This is a genomic window from uncultured Maribacter sp. (assembly GCF_947500985.1).
Lineage (GTDB): Bacteria > Bacteroidota > Bacteroidia > Flavobacteriales > Flavobacteriaceae > Maribacter.
Genome location: NZ_CANMTX010000009.1, coordinates 1 through 17,770 on the forward strand (window position 1 = coordinate 1; position 17,770 = coordinate 17,770).

Sequence of the window (17,770 nt, forward strand, 5' to 3'; positions counted from 1 at the left end):
CGCGGGATAACAGTTTGATAAATCAACCTGTTTCCTAAATTATTAAAGAAAAAACTTGTTTTTCAACACAGTACCTATGATTAGTACGGGAATAAAAAGGCACTTTTGTTTCCGTTTAAGCGATTAGCCGAATCTTTTTGTTTGTTTTTATTTTTCTATTTAAAAGCCAAATCCAAAAGATTTGGCGGACTCAATAAATATACCCAAACTTAGGATTAAACACCAAAGCCCGTATTAATTATAGCCATTGTTACCTGCTGGCTTTTCCAGAGTTTCGTTTCCGAACTCATTATTAAAGTCCCTGACCCGTATAGATTTTTCGTTTCCCCCGATATATTTATATTCCGCACACATTAGAATGTCTCTCCAATCAGTTTTTGCCATTTGAAATACTTTCTTTCTGTCAATTTTACCGATTGTAAATAAATATATAATTGCTCTTATTAATCTAGGGTTTCTTAATGAATCTTCTGACATGATTAGTTCTTGCAATTCACTTATTATTTTAAAATCTGTTCTTAAACCTCCATAAACAATTTTTATTCTATCAAGAATGTCTTTCGGATATAAGTTTAGGTTTATTAATTCCTGTTTGATTTTTGGGTCAGATTTTAAGTCACTATTAATAATTTCTATAATTTGTCCATAACCAACGGTTCTTGGACCTTCACAGAATTTAAACTCCATATTTTCATACAATCTGTTTGAAAAATACTCCGTACTTAAAATTGCAATTTTGGCTTTTATTTTTTCTCCTGGTTCGACCGTATCTTTTCCGATATAAGTTTGTTGTCCTGTAGTTAAAATCTCGGGATAATTTTCAAATTCGATATGAGGGCGATATCCAGATTTTGCATAGCCTTTCCGACCTCCTTTTTCAGTAGTTAGAAATTCTAATTCAGCAATAAAATCTATTCCAGTCATATTTTTTTTCAGCTTGCAGGTAACGGTCTAGTATAAGAATAGTAAGGGATTAAAATGCACTTACTTTCGGTTTTAGCACTTAGCCAAATTTACAATTTTACCGTTATTTTTGTTTTAATCGTCAAATTGTAAATTTGGCGAACTTTGTTAATATGCACCAACTTTGGGTTTGGCACTTAACCCTTATTATTTTTATACATTGTTGGCAACAGTAACTTTTTCAGGTATTTCAAATCCATTCGTAAATTGCTCTAAATATTTCGCTATTTCTAATAGTTTTTTGTCAGTCCATTTTCTTGAATGAATTTGCATTCCTACTGGCATTCCATTTTTCTTTTTCCCAATTGGAATTACTACTATTGGGTGTCCAGAAAATGCAGAAGTAAAATTAAAAGAAGCGATTGCTTTAGTATAGCCAACTTTCTTTTTGTTTACAATAAAGGGTTTTCCTGCTCTTTGATGCTTGTATGCTTCAAAAGAACAAACAGGCGTTATCCAAAGGTCATATTTAGTTAAAAAGTTATCATATATTTCTGAAAACTTATCTTTGTAATCAATTGCTTTTGCGTATTTGATATTAGATAATCTTTGTCCGATTGCCATTCCTTTTGCCCATAAATGGTCTCTATACTTTAGTCTAATAAACGAATACATAAAAGTTGCCAAAAGAGGTGCTTTCGGATTATTAATGCCGATTTCAAAACCTATTATTTTACTGCATTCAACATATGCTTTTTCCTCATCATATATTGGATGGTCATTTTTAAAATTGTGAGGCTCTTTTTTTATTTTAGATATAAATTCTCTAAACAATGCTAAATACTCATTATCAACTTCGGTTTTATTTATTGTTTCTGAATATGCGATGTTTAAAGGTTTTTTATCATCCCATTGAGAACTATTGAAATCAATTTGAGGAAGTTCAGGAAGTTGATATTTTGAATTATTCCCGAGTACTTGCATCATCAATATCAAGTCATCAACATTTTTAGCTAAAGGACCAGGTGTTACAATATGTCGTCTGCCTTGTGGTTTTTTATGTACTTTTAAATGTCCTCTATTAGAAAGATAATTTTCTGTTGGTCTTAAACCACAAATACCATTAAAATGAGCAGGAACTCTAATTGAGCCACCTGCATCAGCTCCTAACTCTAATGGACTAAAGCCAGAAGAAACAGAAACAGCAGAACCACCAGAACTTCCGCCCGCAACTCTTGATAAATCATAAGGATTATTTGTTTGCCCATTCCAAAAGTTGGTACTTTGCCAATCTATACAATAAAGTGCTGTATTGGTTTTTCCAATGATTATTGCTCCTTCTTTTTTGAGTCTTTTTACTAATTCGGCATCTTCTGTCGCAATATAATTTCTTAAAAAGGGGTCTCCATTTGAGTTTTTTAATCCTTTTACTAAAAAACTATCTTTTATTGTCATTGGAAGTCCGTGAAGCAATCCAAGTTCTTTCCCAAGTTTAATGTCTTCGTCTTTTAGCAATGCTTCTCTTAGAATTTCTTCTTCGTTTTTTAAATCACAGATTGCATTTATTTTTGGGTTATTCTTTTTTATATGATTCAAAAAAGCAGTAACAACTTCAACTACTGAAATTTTCTTTGACTTGATGTTCTCAACAAGTTCATTCGCGGATGTAAATACTATATTTTTCAGGGTTCTGTTTTTATTGTTGCCAACGTCTCGGCTATGGTTAGTACGGGAATTAAAAAGCGATTAATTTCCGATTAAGCACTTAGCCAAAACTTTTTATTTTGTTTTATTTTTTCATTTTAAAGCCAAATCAAAAGATTTGGCGGACTTCATTTAAAGCTCGAAACTTTAGGTTAAGCACCAAAACCCGTATTAATTATAGCCATTGTTATGCACTTTTCTTTCTTTATTCTAATCTAACTTTTTAAATATTCAAACAATAAACCTGAACAGTTTTGGTTCTTCCACAATTCAAAAGAAACTAATTTGTTTTGAGGCAAAAGTCTATTTCTGTCAATATTCAAGTCAACACCAGCCAATAACCCAAGTTTATTTTTATTTGCAATTTCAATGAAACGAATTATTGCTTCTGCAATTTCATTATTTTCAAATTTCAAATTTTCTTTATCCAAAAACAGAAGTTCAATATCCTCATTAGATATCCAATTTGATATGCCAAATGTATCTTGCATAAAGAAATTATTCCAAGAATCTAAGTTACCAATTATGTTGTGCGAATAAGTGTTTGTTTTTAACTCAAAATTACGAGCGACACCTCCTTTTCCTAGAGGTATATGAGGGTAGAAGTCAGAGCATTTTTCAAAAACATAATACTCAAAGAAGCTACAAAACTCGTAATGTCCTTTAAGTTTACCTATAAAATCTAGTTGTAAACTCCAGTTATGAAGTGAATGAAAAGCTGAGTGTTTTTTAAAACTGTCATCAAAAGAATTAGAAATTTCATATATGTTTTCAAGCTGTGAAAGTGCCATTTCATTGACTTCTTTTACCGTAAGATGTCCAATCCCACCAATAATATTGTTTTTTAAAAATTCCTTATATGATGGAATTAAGTCGCCAATTTGTCCTTTAAGTTCTTGAATAGTTTCAGAATAAAACTTGTCTTGGTCAAATAAATGTAATGTACACCAATATCCCATTTTTCTAAATTTTTACTTCATTGTGCATAACGTGTTTGTGTATGATTTCGTTGCGTGGTTTAAGCACTAAAGTTAGCAAATAAATCACAGATAGAAAGTCCGCGAGGACTTTCGTAAGTAGGCTATAACTAGCAATGAATTATACACGGTGTTGTAGCACGTTTTTATTTATGCTACACTCAATATATTTATCATTCCTCCAAAGATTATTAAAATTACCATTGTCAAATAACTTCGTTTGTTGGATATTTTTCTGTTCATTAATTTTATTCCAAAATATATGTTTACAATACTTAAGATAATATTTAAGAATATTACCCAATTCGGATACATAAAAGCAAAAAGTATATCTGTATAATGATATTTGTAATAAAGCAATATCATTTCATAAATCCAGTAAACAGATAATATTATTTGAATTAAACCTAAAACTGTATTAATCTTGTTTTTCATTTCACAGACTTAATATCATCTTCAGTTCCAAATTGTCCGTCAGAGCCAGCAGATGTGATTAAAAATCTGTTTCCATTTTCGATAATCTTAAATTCATATTCTTGATTCCAAGCATCTTTTTTCCAATCTTGTCTTAAAGGACTATTTCCGATTAATTCATTCAGTTCTGTTGGATATTTTCCTAAATTTTTATTCCAATTTTCCATTCTTTCGCTCATTTCCGATATTTCTTTTTGCGTTTTTTCTGGAAATACAGATTTTCTTTGATAAGTAAAAAACAAAATAGCACTTAAACTCCCAATAACTAAAACAGAAATAAACATTAATGCACTTGGTTGCATAAAATATTTTTGAATCGGTCTTTTAATTCCGTCTTCTTTTTCCTTTTTTGTAATTCGTTTTTGATGCTTATAATCTTCACGAATTAGTCCAAATTCCGCTAAAGTCGAAAGTATTAATTCTATCATTTAGTTCGTTTCTCAAATGTGCTACAACGTCAAAGCTATGAGTAGTGCGTTTGAGAAATCCGACGGATTTCCGGTTACGCGCTTAGCTAAAGCTTTTGGTTTTGATTTGTTTTTGGTTCTGTCCAAAGCTAAATCCAACAGATTTAGCGACCTGATAAATATAGCCAAACCATTTTATAAAAGCCCAAGCAACGCATTACTTATAGGTCATGTTAGCGGCATTAAGCAGCGCATACCAGACCGCACGGACAAGCCGAACGAACAATACCAGTAGTTTTGCCGCTTTTTCCATCCAGCGACAGACTTGACGGACATAAATATAGTTTAGTCGACTAATAATACCTAAACAAAGAATTACGAACCAAAAGTCCGTCTGCATAACGATTGCGCACAGATTGCGTTCTGGCGGCAAAAGGGAAAACCCCGAAAGTTGCTCTTTTTTTAAGCCCGAACCAAAAAATCAGGACTTGTTTAAAATACTGAAACCGTGGATTTTTTGCTTTTCTGATAAACGTTATTACTTAAGAACTATTTGTCTTTTTTAGCACCTAAAAGCAAAAAAGGAGTAGGGTAGAAGTTGCTCTAATTTTTATTTGCTTATTACCGCTAACGGTTTAGCTATGAACAGTACGGGAGCAAACTAGCGTTTGCTTTCCGCCACGCACATAGCGAAATCTTTTTGTTTTGATTTATTTTTTCCTGTCCAGAGCAAAATCCAAAAGATTTTGCGGACTTCATAAAAATACACAAACCTCAGCGTTTAAACCCAAAGCCCGTATTGTTTATAGGTTTTGTTATCTGCTGGCTTTTATGCGCTCGAGTTGTACCATTTGATTTTCAAATCCGCTAAAACTTAATTCAATATCCTGCGCATATTTATCTGAAACCCATTCTTTGAATTTTGGCATATATTCTTCAAACAGATTTGTACCGTTTTGCTTGTCAGTCCATTTGATTGCTGACATAGCAACACGTTGGTCAAAATGCAAATCTTTCTTGGTTAGATAATAATCCAAATATCTTTTGAGGTAGTTGATTCCTTTCTCAGTATTGAATGAAGCTAGCGCAAAACAATATCCTCCACCTGCATAGCAAACTTCACTTTTCAATAGATGAGTTCCAATAATATCTTCTAATTCAACATAATTTTCGATTGCTGAAAAATAAGCTCCTACAATTCTAGTTCTCCAATTAAAGTCTCCAAAAAGTTGTTTCGCAATTTCAATATTTACCTCTGACTTTACTTTAGAATAGTTTGAAATAAATTCATCCGTATTATGTATTCCGACCATATAAAAAGGTATAACCCATTTGTCAATAAATTTTTTATCAATTTCAGATTCCGATTTATATGATTCTAGTTCTTCAAATGGATTTTGATGTCTAACAGTCGCACCAGCGCTATGTAATTCAATTGCTTTTTTAGTTTTGTCGTCCATCTAAATTTGTTTTTTGAGCTTGCAGATAACGGTCTTGTGTATGGTTAGTTGCGTGTTTAAGCAACTAATTTAGTAAACAAAAACGAACGCGAGAAAATTCCGAAGGAATTTTCCAAATAGGCAACGACCAAAGCAATTAATTATACACGTTGTTGCCAACAGTACTTTCTTCGATTATCGACTGTATTTCCTTTATTAAAACTCCCTTTGTTTGAGAAACATTCCAATTCTTTTTTCCGGTCAAAGTGATATAGAAAGTTTTAGTTTCCGATTCTTTTATTAAATACAACATTAATGTTCCTCTGTCATTTGTTTTAGAATTTCCACTATACCAAATAAAAAGTCCGTCAGTTGAAAAGTCCGAAATAAATCTTTTCAGATTGTCTTTACTTTCTTGTATTATATGCAATGCGTTTTGGTTTTCCTTTTTCACGTACTGTTCAGACGTTTTTTGATAAAATTCAGATGATTCGACACGATTCGGATGAAAAGGTGGAATAGTTAAAATATCTTGAAAATTCCACGATGAAATTGCGTGCAATTCTGTTCCAGCATAATTCATCCACTTTCCGTCAAACCAATTGTCAATTCGATTCACATAAATGTCTTTCGGATTCCAAAGGTTAATTCGGTTCTGAATTATTTTCTCGCAGTTGAGAATAAAAATCTGATTATCGTTTTCTTTTTCTGTCAGCAGTTTCATTTGCGGTATTGTTGGCAACGGCTCGGCTATGATTAGTGTGGGGCGGTGGTTTACAATTCCCATTGAGTCACAGCTCGTAGCCAAATCTTTTTGTTTTGTTTTAATTTTTCTTTTCTAAAGCAAAATCCCAAAGATTTTGCGACCTCATAAATATACACAGACCTTAGCTCAAAAACCTAAACCCCACATTAATTATAGGTCTTGTTAGCTGCTGTGGTTCTACCCGAGTAAGCACGTACTTTTCCGTTTTGCCGACCACTTTATAAATACCACATTTGAGTGAGTTGAATTTCTCATATTTCTAAAAGCTTTCTGATTAGTTTTATACGTTTGAGTAGAGTCCATTTGCGCAACGATTAGGTATGCTTAGTGTCCATTTACGCAAACAAGCTAAAGAGTCCATCTGCGTAACGATTAGATAGGAGTGAAGTCCATTTGAGTTCAGATTAGGATTTCTTTATAATTATTATGCAGCAGTATTTGTAAACAGCGAATTTTAGAAAAAAGAAATAAGGGAATTATTTTCCACTAGAAACTTTTTTTTTTTTTTTTTTTTTTACCATTGCAGCTAACGGTGAGGCTATGCGTAGTGTGGGTTTAGGTTTTCGTAAACTCTCCGCTATGCAATTAGCCAAATCTTTTTGTTTTGTTTTTTCTTTTTATTGTTTAAAGCAAAATCCCAAAGATTTTGCGGACATCATAAAAATATGCAAACCTTTTGATTAATCACCTTAGCCCACATTACGTATAGGTCTTGTTAGCATTAGTGATTCTCGTTCTGATTGGCACGTTTTGCTTGCGTTTTGATTTTTACTTTTTTGACTTCTTATAATTTTACTTTACTCAACTTTTGATTTACTCCGTCACCGTTCTGCTTACGTTCTAATCAGCATACTTTTCGCAACAATTAGATTCGCATAAAGTCCATTTGCATAAACAAGCTAAGAAGTCCATTAGCGCAACAGTTGCGTTTGAGTGTGTCCATCTGCGTTCTGATTGCGATTAGTTTCACAATTTATAAACCACTTTTATGCAGAAAATGAATTTTTAAACAGCCGAACTACTAGATTTATATTCCGCTAAAATATTTTTTTTTATCATTAATGCTAACGTCTCGGCTATGGTTAGTGCGGGAATAAAAGAGCACTTTTGTTTCCGTTTAAGCGATTAGCCGAATCTTTTTGTTTGTTTTTATTTTTCTATTTAAAAGCCAAATCCAAAAGATTTGGCGGACTTCATAAATATACCCAAACTTAGGGTTAAGCACCGAAACCCGTATTAATTATAGGCATTGTTGGGCATAGTATTTTTTTAATCATCGTTTAATTCTAATTTCATTTTGTAAGTTTTCAGTCCAATTTTATCAGTGGTTTTAATTGCACTTCTTAAACTTTGGTCCATTTCTCCAGCTATTATAAAACCTTTGATTTTTCTTTCTGGAAATTTCTCCATTAATAAACCAATATACATTGAGATTTGACCAAAAACTTTATAATTTGCTATTCCAGATTTCAGTTCGATAACTAATAAATCTCCATTATGTTTTTCAAGAAGTATGTCAATCCTTTTTCCACCAATTAGATATTCAACACCTTCATTGTTTTCCCCAATAATTTTATATTCAGGAAACAAATCATTGATTTGAGAAACCATTGAATTTTTTAAATCCTTTTCGTAACTAAAATTTGTCCATGTTTCGATATTGTCAATTTCTTCCTCAAGTGATTGTTTAATGTCAAAAGATTTGGAAGAATTCTCACTTGGTATAAAGTTTGAATTTTTATAAGATATATATAATTTCACAGCTTGTTTCAAAGTTGCTGAACCTGTTCTTACATTTCCGTTGATTGGAATCTTATGTTTAGCTTCTAGGTTGTTTCTTTGGTCTTCTGTTGAATAACTTAACCTTTCTAAAAGTGAGAAGCCTTTGTCTTTTACATAATGTTCATCTAAATCTCCTTCATAATTTTCTACTGTTCTACAGTTTGAAATTCTACTTTGAATAGTTCTAAAATCACTCCCATTTTCTTCATCTAACCAAATCTTAAATTCTTCTAAATTCATTCTTTTTTGCGGTATGTCAATATTATGCCCAACGGTTAGTATATGAAAAGTAGGGCAGTTGGTAAGCTCTTACTTTCGGTTTTGCACTTAGCCATATTTTTCATTTTATTTTTATCTTTTCGTTTTCTAAAATACAAATTAAAAATATGGCGGTCTTCACAAAAAAGCACTAGCCTTTGTTTAAGCACTTTTCGCCCTATTTTTTATATACATTGTTATAAGCTTTTTTTAATATTCTTTCTTTCCTTTTTTCAATAGTCCAATCTTTACTTTTCATTATATACTCTTCGAGACTTACTAAGTTAGACCAATAAAAATTATGAAAACCAACTTGAGGAGATTGAACTAAGTCTCGTATTATGTACGAAAGGTATTGATGAACCTCTGACCAAATTGTTAGTTTAATTACATTTAGTTCCTTGAGTCTTAATGTAGTGTTTTCATTTTCTTTAGTATTGTCACTATTTAAAGCGTGAACCCATTGACCGTGAGCTATTTTATTTCTTAGCTCCTGAGGTTTTTCAATATATTCTTTTATGATTTTGTGAATTTTGTTTCTTCGATTCAATAAATCAGGAATATTTTCCCAATCACCAACTTTAGTCATTGCTTTGTCAATCATCAATTTCCAACTAATAGCTATAGACCTTTGTTTCTTTATCAATTCAATTTCTGTAAAAGAGAAACCATTAGGTGTATGTAAAATCTGAATAAATTGAGCTTCTGAGAATGTACAATAAAGTAAAGCCAATAATTTTGTTTTTATCTCTATTTGATAATCATTATTCTTCCTTTTGAATTCAGAGTTTATATCTTTAATGAGATTATTTTTAACTTGCTTTAACTGCCTTACGTTTTTACTTTGAAGAACATATAAGTCATAAATTTCCTCTTTAGTCATAAAATCATTTTGTGGGGGAGACGAGACTCGAACTCGTCATCTCTAAAAATAGCGCATTAGTCCCAAGTTATGCTATCTCCCATATTTTTAAGTTATCATTTACATTTAGGGGCACATTGTGCAGTCCATTTTTGTGAATATTCTTTGTCACAATCCTTACCTCCATCAGCTTTACATTTCGCTAATTCAGTCATAAGTTTTTGTGTACATTGAATACACGCATTATCTTTTTCTAGTCCTTTTTCTTGAAGCTTATTAATCATTTCTATTGATTTAGCTTCTGTCATTGTTTCTTCTTTTTTTGATTGCCCGCAACTAAGTAGTAACAAGGAAATAGATAGTACATAAAGTAGTTTCATAATATTGTTTTTAATGATTTACAGTTTTTTTAAATTGCTTATAACAATTGTATATATGCACAATTGCACATATTTCTACTTTAGCTACACTAATCTAGTAGATTTTTTATTGACTTAAAAGTATTTGTTGCGACATGAGTGTATATTTCTGTTGTTTTGCTTGAGCCATGACCTAATAATACTTGAATTTGTCTAAGGTCTACATTAGATTCTAACAAATGTGTCGCAAAACTATGTCTAAGGGTATGCGGAGTTACCTTTTGTAAAATTCCTGCTTTGTAGGCAGCTTGCCTTACTATCTGTATTATACTTGTTGCACTGTATTCATTGCCTTTACGGCCTTCAAACAAAAATTCCTTAGGGTTCCATTCTTTAAAATATAGCCGTAAATCTTGCACCACTGTTTCAGATAATAGTGTTACCCGGTCTTTATTACCTTTGGCACACTTTACATTAATGAGCATTCGTTTGCTATCTATGTCCTTAATTCTTAGGTTTATAAGTTCACTTCTACGTAAGCCTGCACTATATAATAAAGCCAATATACATTTATGTTTTAGATTCGTTGTGCAATTAAGCATTTCAATAACCTCTTCTTTTGAAATTACGGTAGGTAGCTTATGTTCCTTTCTTGGTCTTTCAATGTCATAAAAACGATTGGGCATACCAAGAACGGTCTCATAGTAGAATTTAATTGCATTTATGGTTTGGTTTAAATAAGAGTTAGAAACGTTTCTTCGTATTAACTTTTGAAGATATGTTCTTACATCACTTTCATTTAGGGTAGTTAAATCTCTGTCCTTAAAATGATTAATGAACATTTCAAAAAAGTTGACATACGTTTTTACGGTGCTGTTAGCATATCTTTTAAGCTCTAGTTTTAATAGGTATTCCTCTGGGCAAACCCTATAACCTTCAGGTGTATTTCTTTCTCTAAACCACTGTACGTCTACAATTTCATTATTTGTGTTTATAGGTCTATTACTTAAAAATTTATTATAGTTGATCCAAACAACACCTTTAAATGTGTTGAATATAATACCAAGGTTTTTCTTTGTATTGTGAATGTAAACCATATGGTATTTATTACTCCACCTAGGTTCAGGAAGCCCTTTAATCAAGTTTTGTATAAGCTTGTCTTGGGTAAATTGTATGCCGATCATCTTTTGATCTTTGATCATTAGATGATGTAGCGTAATGGATTTTGGTGTTTTCATAATGCCAAGAGTACTAATTAATAAAACATAAAGTAGAATATTATGCGTATATTATTCGCATAATATTCGTCTAATTAGTTTGTATGAAAAAAACATGTCCAGAATGTAATGAAGAGGTTATCGGTAGAGCGGATAAAGTTTTCTGCTCAATAAAATGCAAATCCATACAGCAATATGAAAAAAGTCAGAAAGAAAACACCTTTTATTTTATGGTCGATAAGCAGTTGAAGAAAAATAGAAAAATATTAAAGCGCTATAATAGATCTGGATTTACCACTATAAGAAAAAATATACTTTTAGAGGATGGCTTTAATCCCAGATTTTTTACACATTATTGGAAGAATCAAAAAAATGATGTGTACCTGTTCTGTTATGATTTTGGATTTTTAAAAATCAATAAAAACGAGACAACTAAATATGTAATTGTACAATGGCAGGATTATATGAACGAGTAGCTATTTGTTTAATGACGACGAAAAAGGGCAACCCTAACGTTGCCCTTTTTTAATGTTTTGATTCTGAATTTTATAAAACTATTCTAAAGATGTGTCACCTTCATTTTGGTTGTATACATAGTTAAAAGTGTAATATGGTGTTGCATCGGCAAATGGATCAGGCACTGCTGGGGCATCTTGGTAGTAGCTTATAAATTCCACTTTAGCGTAATTACCTTCTGTAGTTTTAAAAACAAACACTTTACCAGGTATAGCGGTAACGGTAAAGCTTTCAGAATTGTAATTGTACCAGCCATTATCGCTACCTGTTGGTATGGCAAATGATGTTTCTGAGTCTTGGCTGAAAGTAAGGTCAGCGGCAGAGGTTACACTGGTAAATGTTCCAGTTACTATTGCAGCGCTAACATCTCCGTTTCTTGTTGGTTCATCTGTTGTACCTGTTGCAACGCCACCGTTTACTGCAATTGTTGTTCCTCTAAAGGCAATGTCCCAATCAGTATCACTAGTGGTTTCTGCGCCTGTTTCAAAATCGAATTTGGTGAATTCGCCACCAACGGGTTCGCCTTGTCCTCCTGTTTGTGGGGCGTATAGATTGCTTACCGTTTCAGTTAATAAGGGTTCTGCTGGGGTGATGTCATCGTCGTTGCTACAAGAGGCGAATGCCACTGCTAAAAATGCTACTGCTAAAATGTTCTTCGTCATGGTCATGTAATTAATACCTGCGCGTGGTCAGGTGGGTTAAAATTGATAATTTAGTTTTAGGTATCCTTGAATTCCCGGCATTGTCGGGATATTGTTATCGGTATAGTCCAAAAGGTTATTTGCACCTACCTGTAATGTGAGATTTTTATAAAATATTTTGCTTATCGCTGCATTTACGGTTACGAAACCATCTATGAAACTGGTATCATAATTATCTATGAGGTCGTTGCCATTGGTGTCATATTGGGCGTATTTACTTCTATATAATATCCGCATATTTACATTGGTGCTAGTATTAGGTATATCATAATACACCTTAAAATTAGCATTGTGTCGAGAGCGATTCACCAAGCCGAAATAGTCTGACTGTGCTAGTGCAACCGACTGCCCACTTTCAGCATCCCGCACAAATACTTGATTATCTGCTACATCTTGTTTTTTCTGCTTGTCAAAAGCATATAGCAATTGGTACCCGGCACTAATGTTCAGTTCATCGGTAAGTTTGAAGCTTGAATTGATTTCAAAGCCTGTGGTATATATTTCATCAAAATTCATGTAACTGAATACATTTTGACCATTTATTTTACGGGCGATAATGCGTGTATCTATCAAGTTTTTGAAATCGTTTCTAAAGAAATTTACCTCTGTATTTCCACGACCGTGCTTTAGATTAAAACCTAGGTTGTACCCAATAGAACTTTCTGCTTCTAAAGGTTTGTTAAGTTCATCTTCGGTAACCAATACACTAAGGATCTGTTCTTGTTCTACTAACTCTTGTAGTTTGTCTAAAGCTACATTATAGCCTAGTACGGTGTATCCAACGGCAGAATTGGTAAAGTCGAAATACAGCTGCCTAAAATCTGGTGCTTTAAAACCGTAGCCAACAGAACCCTTGATCGATAGATTGTTATTTAATTGGTGACGCAAAGCCAATTTAGGGCTGAACTGGTTGTTGTATTCTGAGTGATTATCAAACCGTGCACCGGCTATAATATTCAACTTTTCAATAGGATTAAAATCGTACTGTGCATAAAGGTATTGAGAGGTGAAGTTGACTGTTTCATCAAAATATGTTCTGTCTAGCTCATCTAATTGTAAACCCATACCAGCAGTTAAAGTTCCGTTTTGTAACCCAGTATTATTTTCGTTTTTAGATGCAAATGTGTAGCTGCCACGTACCTCTGGGCGAAATAGTTTTTGGTTAAAATCACTATCACTCAATACATCTGTAGAAATAGGATCTGCCAATAATTCTGTAGCCATATAATTTGTATAATAAAGCTCGTAGGCCATGGTAAGATTTGGGGTCCATTTATGGTCTAGTCTGGCGTGAGTGTTCCATTCACGTTCTTTGGTATCACCTGTATATTGTATACTGTCTAGTGTAAAACCTGCATCTTGGTTTTGATCATAAAAACGTGCGGAGGTGAATAGGGATAGTTTATCGTTGAAATCATAATACAAACGACCATTTAAAGTGTAGTTGGTAAACGGATTCACGGTTTGCCCTTCTACATCTTCATTTAGATCATACCCGTTAGATGAAAATCTATTAGCGAAAAATCCGTAACGAAACTTTTTAAATGCTTGTTTCAAATCTAGATTAATATCCTGTTGAGTGAAGCTTCCTATTCTGTAAGATGCATTACCACTTAAGGCTTCCGTTTGTGGTTTTCCCGTAATAATATTTATCACTCCGCCTAAGGCCTCAGAACCATATAAAGAGCTCGCCGGACCTTTAACAACTTCAATCTGTTTGATATTCCCTACGGTTAATCTGCTTAAATCAAAATTACCTGCACTTCTACCCACAAGAGGTACACCATCTATTAGAATAAGAATATAGTCAGATGCGATACCTTGTATTTGCACCCCTTGAAATCCGCTTTCATCAGCAACGGTTATTATACCTGTTTGCTCGTTCAGTATTTCATTTAAACGAACAGTACCAGATTTAATAATCTGTTTTTTGCCCACCAAGGTAACGGGTAGGGGAAGAGATGATAATTGACGCTCGGTTCTGGTCGCGGTAACAATAACTTCATCTAGTTGTTGTGATAAAATAGAGTCTTTGGAACTTTCTACCTGACTTTGAGCAAGTGTCAGTTGATAGGTAATAAGTAGTAAGTAGGGAACAAACTTATATCGCATTATTCTTATTTAGAATTATTCTTAATACTCGACAAATATATAAACAATTCTTATTTAGAATAAATAAAAATAACTATTTTTGTCATCGAACCAGAAAACAATAAATAATAATCTAATGAGAACACCCATTTCTATTGCCATGGCACTGGTTATTTTTGTAAGTGCCTTTTCACAAAAAGATAAAATGAAGAAAGATCGCGATGCAATAAAAAGCATGTGCGGTTGTTATGAAGTAACTTTTAACTTCGCAGAAACCTTTAATTATAGTACAGACTCGCTGTATAAACCATCTAAAACAAAAGTAGATAAAGGGCTAGAGTGGGCAGAGCTTATAACCGATAAGAATGACAAAATATCTATTCAACACTTGTTACAAGTTGGTGACCCTGCAGAACCTTACATTGTAAAACACTGGAGACAAGATTGGTTGTTTGAGAATACAGATTTGTACTCCTACAATGCTAATAACACTTGGACATTTAAGAAGCTGCAGGCAGATAAGGTGAAAGGGCAGTGGACACAAAAAGTATTTCAAGTAGATGATAGTCCGCGGTACGAGGGTTCTTCTACTTGGGTTCATGTAGATGGTAAAAGTTATTGGGAAAATACTGCAGATGCGCCACTACCTAGGCGTGAGTATACAACTAGAAGTGATTACAACTTAACCGTTCGTGGTAACCGTCATGAAGTAACGGATTATGGGTGGTTGCATGACCAAGATAATACTAAAGTAATGCGTGAAGCTGGTAAAGAAGATGTTATGCTTGCTCAAGAAAAGGGATATAATACTTATGTAAAAGTTGATGATAGCAGATGTGCCGCAGCTGCTGCTTGGTGGAAATCAAATACAGATAAATGGGCTTTAGTGCGTACCAAGTGGGATGATGTATATGGTCGTAATCAAGACCTTTCTTTAGAACAGAAAGTAGATAATAAAGTATTGTATAAGTATCTTTTTGATGATGAATATGATCAAAAAGGGGAGATAGAAGAAGTAATTGAATCATTTGTAAAAAAATAAGAACATGAAAACCGTAAAACAAATAGCCTTAACCGCTCTATTGTTTGTAAGCTTCACTGGTATTGCACAGCAGAAAAATGAGTTGATAGATCGTAAATTTTGGAAGAGTAATCCAGATGTTGCTACCATAAAACAAAAAATCGCTGAGGGTAATGACCCTGCTGAGATGGATAGCAATTCTTTTGATGCTACTACTTTAGCAATTACCAGTAAGGCAGATACAGAGGTAGTTAAATATTTATTATCTCTTGAAGGTAACGCTGTAGATAAGAAAACTCATGATAGTCGTATTTATTTACACTGGGCAGCGTATTCTGGCGATGCTGACTTGGTACAGTTTTTATTAGATAAAGGTGCATCGGTTACGGCTTTGGATAGTCATAGATATACACCGCTTGCTTTTGGAGCAAATGCTGGACTTACAAACCCTGCAATTTATAATGCTTTTGAAAAGAAAGGTGTGAATTTAGTGGAGGAGAAAAATGAACATGGTGCTAATGTTTTACTATTGGCTGCACCTTCTCTTAAGACAGAAAAAGAATTGAATTTCTTCCTAGATAAAGGTTTGGCTTTAGATAGTAAAGATGAAGATGGTAACGGAATTTTCAACTACGCTTCTAAAAAAGGAAATATAGATTTTTTAAATCTTCTTATTAAAAAGGGAGTTGATTACAAGTCACTTAATGATAATGGAGGTAATGCTTTTATGTTCGCATCGCAAGGTGGCCGCGGATTCAGTAATGGCCTACCAGTCTATAGCTATTTAAAAGGTCTTGGTTTGGAACCTAATATTGTAGAGAAAAATGGGAGCACACCGTTGCACCGTTTAGCTTTTGGTACTAAAGATGCTGCTATTATTGAGCTTTTCTTAAATGCTGGTGCAGATGTAAACCAAGCGGATGAAAAAGGGAATACTCCGTTTTTAAACGCTGCTGCTAGAAACCAGCTTTCTATGGTTCAATTATTATCTAAAAATGTGAAGGATATCAATGCTGCCAACAAGAGTGGGGAAACTGCACTTATGCTAGCGGCTCATAGTAACAAGGCAGATGTGGTTGAGTTTTTAATAAGTAAGGGAGCGGATATCAATGCTCAAGATACTGCCGGTAATACGGCTGCTTACTTTTTGGCAGATTCGTATAATAAAAGAAACGCCAAGGCTTTTGATGCTAAGTTAGCTTTATTGAAGTCTAAAGGATTAAAATTCAATACCGTTCAAGGTGAAGGTAATACGTTATATCATGTGGCTGCTAAGAAAAATAACCTTGAGTTATTGAAAAAAGTGTCCGATTTTAATATCGATGTCAATGCTAAGAACGATGAAGGTTTAACTGCTTTACATGTAGCTGCAATGAAGGCAGAGAATGATAAGTTGCTTAAATTCTTACTTGCTAAAGGTGCGGATGCAAAGAGTACAACTGATTTTGATGAAACGGTATATGATTTGGCTAGTGAAAACGAATTATTGCAAAAAGAGAATAAGTCTCTTAATTTCTTAAAGCAATAGAATCCTAAATCATATTTATAAATCTCTTATAGAGAACAAAATTTTATATACATGAACAAATTTTTAAAATATATTCCGGCAATTCTATTGGTCGGGTCCTTATTGACCGCATTCAATCCTGTAGATAAGACTCCTGTAAAGTGTCTAATACAATTAACAAATTATTCAGGTGAAGGTGCTTATTTAATCGTATCTATTGTTGATGCCGATAATGAATATGTAGAAACGATTTACGTTCAAGGTAAAGACAGCGAATGGTATAGTGAAATTACAGAGTGGTGGAAATTCTACGGAAAAAATCGCCCGAATATAGATGCTATTTCTGGTGAGACTATTAGTGGTGGAGAACGTGCACTGAATGTTTTGCAAATTCCTACGGATAAAATAGACCAAGGTTATCAACTACGTTTTGAAACTTCTGTTGAGGATCAAGGGTATTATGCAGATGATATTCAGTTTCCGTTAACCACAGAAAACTTAACCACCAAAGTAGAGGGTAAAGGTTTTATTCGTTACGTACGTATGTTGCCTCAGTAATTGTTTTAAATTATTGTTTTTGCGAAGAGCATTTCACGACGAAGCAATCTGCTGAATAATAGTTGCATGTGAGTTTTGCGTGACCATGAATCAGAATGACGTCTTTGCGAGGAGCATTTTGCGACGAAGTAATCTGTCAAATTTATGTAGTGTATGAGTTCTCGGCTACAAATAAACAGATTACTTTATTATGTTCGTAATAACGTTTTACAGTTAATGCGTTTATTT

General features: G+C 33.4%; 16 protein-coding genes and 1 tRNA gene. 4 read left to right on the forward strand and 13 right to left on the reverse strand.

Translation table 11 applies throughout. From position 1 onward, the window contains the following. Nucleotides 1-234: 234 nt before the first annotated feature. From Q0871_RS16080 to xerA, 11 genes are all read right to left on the reverse strand, one after another. Nucleotides 235-924, reverse strand: a complete 690-nt coding sequence (locus Q0871_RS16080; RefSeq protein WP_299325439.1) for an elongation factor Tu — start codon at nucleotides 922-924, stop codon at nucleotides 235-237. 192 nt (nucleotides 925-1,116) lie between these two features. Next, nucleotides 1,117-2,589, reverse strand: a complete 1,473-nt coding sequence (locus tag Q0871_RS16085) for an amidase (RefSeq protein ID WP_367275157.1) — start codon at nucleotides 2,587-2,589, stop codon at nucleotides 1,117-1,119. 233 nt (nucleotides 2,590-2,822) lie between these two features. Beyond that, nucleotides 2,823-3,566, reverse strand: a complete 744-nt coding sequence (locus tag Q0871_RS16090) for a hypothetical protein (protein WP_299325441.1) — start codon at nucleotides 3,564-3,566, stop codon at nucleotides 2,823-2,825. 449 nt (nucleotides 3,567-4,015) lie between these two features. After that, complete coding sequence (locus Q0871_RS16095; RefSeq protein WP_299325443.1) at nucleotides 4,016-4,486, reverse strand: type II secretion system protein GspG; 471 nt, start codon at nucleotides 4,484-4,486, stop codon at nucleotides 4,016-4,018. Between the two features lie 794 nt (nucleotides 4,487-5,280). Continuing rightward, a complete protein-coding gene (locus Q0871_RS16100; protein ID WP_299325445.1) occupies nucleotides 5,281-5,925 on the reverse strand; it encodes a DUF6000 family protein in 645 nt (214 codons plus the stop codon). A gap of 136 nt (nucleotides 5,926-6,061) precedes the next feature. Beyond that, the gene (locus Q0871_RS16105; RefSeq protein WP_299325447.1) at nucleotides 6,062-6,628 is read right to left on the reverse strand and encodes a hypothetical protein; all 567 of its coding nucleotides are present in this window, start codon (nucleotides 6,626-6,628) and stop codon (nucleotides 6,062-6,064) included. A 1,311-nt stretch (nucleotides 6,629-7,939) separates the two neighbouring features. Continuing rightward, entirely contained in the window at nucleotides 7,940-8,692 is a 753-nt protein-coding gene (locus Q0871_RS16110; protein WP_299325449.1) for an endonuclease NucS domain-containing protein, read from the reverse strand. Between the two features lie 196 nt (nucleotides 8,693-8,888). Next, nucleotides 8,889-9,593 (reverse strand): hypothetical protein, encoded by a 705-nt coding sequence (locus tag Q0871_RS16115; RefSeq protein WP_299325451.1) that lies wholly within the window; start codon nucleotides 9,591-9,593, stop codon nucleotides 8,889-8,891. Between the two features lie 12 nt (nucleotides 9,594-9,605). Further along, nucleotides 9,606-9,674 (reverse strand) — tRNA-OTHER (locus Q0871_RS16120). A 14-nt stretch (nucleotides 9,675-9,688) separates the two neighbouring features. Next, the gene (locus Q0871_RS16125) at nucleotides 9,689-9,952 is read right to left on the reverse strand and encodes a hypothetical protein (RefSeq protein WP_299325453.1); all 264 of its coding nucleotides are present in this window, start codon (nucleotides 9,950-9,952) and stop codon (nucleotides 9,689-9,691) included. Nucleotides 9,953-10,041: 89 nt separating this feature from the next. Further along, nucleotides 10,042-11,169, reverse strand: coding sequence for a site-specific tyrosine recombinase/integron integrase (xerA, locus tag Q0871_RS16130; RefSeq protein WP_299325455.1), 1,128 nt, complete (start codon nucleotides 11,167-11,169; stop codon nucleotides 10,042-10,044). 83 nt (nucleotides 11,170-11,252) lie between these two features. On the opposite strand from xerA, the gene Q0871_RS16135 reads away from it, so the two are divergent. Continuing rightward, nucleotides 11,253-11,624, forward strand: coding sequence for a hypothetical protein (locus Q0871_RS16135; protein ID WP_299325457.1), 372 nt, complete (start codon nucleotides 11,253-11,255; stop codon nucleotides 11,622-11,624). A 78-nt stretch (nucleotides 11,625-11,702) separates the two neighbouring features. Here Q0871_RS16135 and Q0871_RS16140 read toward each other — a convergent pair whose 3' ends face one another. Then, nucleotides 11,703-12,326 carry an HmuY family protein gene (locus Q0871_RS16140; RefSeq protein WP_299325459.1) on the reverse strand — a complete coding sequence of 208 codons (624 nt, stop codon included), beginning with the start codon at nucleotides 12,324-12,326 and terminating at the stop codon, nucleotides 11,703-11,705. 36 nt (nucleotides 12,327-12,362) lie between these two features. Next, on the reverse strand, nucleotides 12,363-14,477 hold the full coding sequence (locus tag Q0871_RS16145) for a TonB-dependent receptor (protein ID WP_299325461.1): 2,115 nt from the start codon (nucleotides 14,475-14,477) through the stop codon (nucleotides 12,363-12,365). Nucleotides 14,478-14,592: 115 nt separating this feature from the next. On the opposite strand from Q0871_RS16145, the gene Q0871_RS16150 reads away from it, so the two are divergent. From Q0871_RS16150 to Q0871_RS16160, 3 genes are read left to right on the forward strand one after another with little or no spacing between them, the layout of a single operon-like run. Beyond that, the gene (locus tag Q0871_RS16150) at nucleotides 14,593-15,498 is read left to right on the forward strand and encodes a DUF6607 family protein (RefSeq protein WP_299325463.1); all 906 of its coding nucleotides are present in this window, start codon (nucleotides 14,593-14,595) and stop codon (nucleotides 15,496-15,498) included. Nucleotides 15,499-15,502: 4 nt separating this feature from the next. Beyond that, nucleotides 15,503-17,005 carry an ankyrin repeat domain-containing protein gene (locus Q0871_RS16155; RefSeq protein WP_299325465.1) on the forward strand — a complete coding sequence of 501 codons (1,503 nt, stop codon included), beginning with the start codon at nucleotides 15,503-15,505 and terminating at the stop codon, nucleotides 17,003-17,005. A 51-nt stretch (nucleotides 17,006-17,056) separates the two neighbouring features. After that, nucleotides 17,057-17,542 carry a DUF2271 domain-containing protein gene (locus tag Q0871_RS16160; protein WP_299325467.1) on the forward strand — a complete coding sequence of 162 codons (486 nt, stop codon included), beginning with the start codon at nucleotides 17,057-17,059 and terminating at the stop codon, nucleotides 17,540-17,542. The last annotated feature ends 228 nt before the right edge of the window (nucleotides 17,543-17,770 follow it).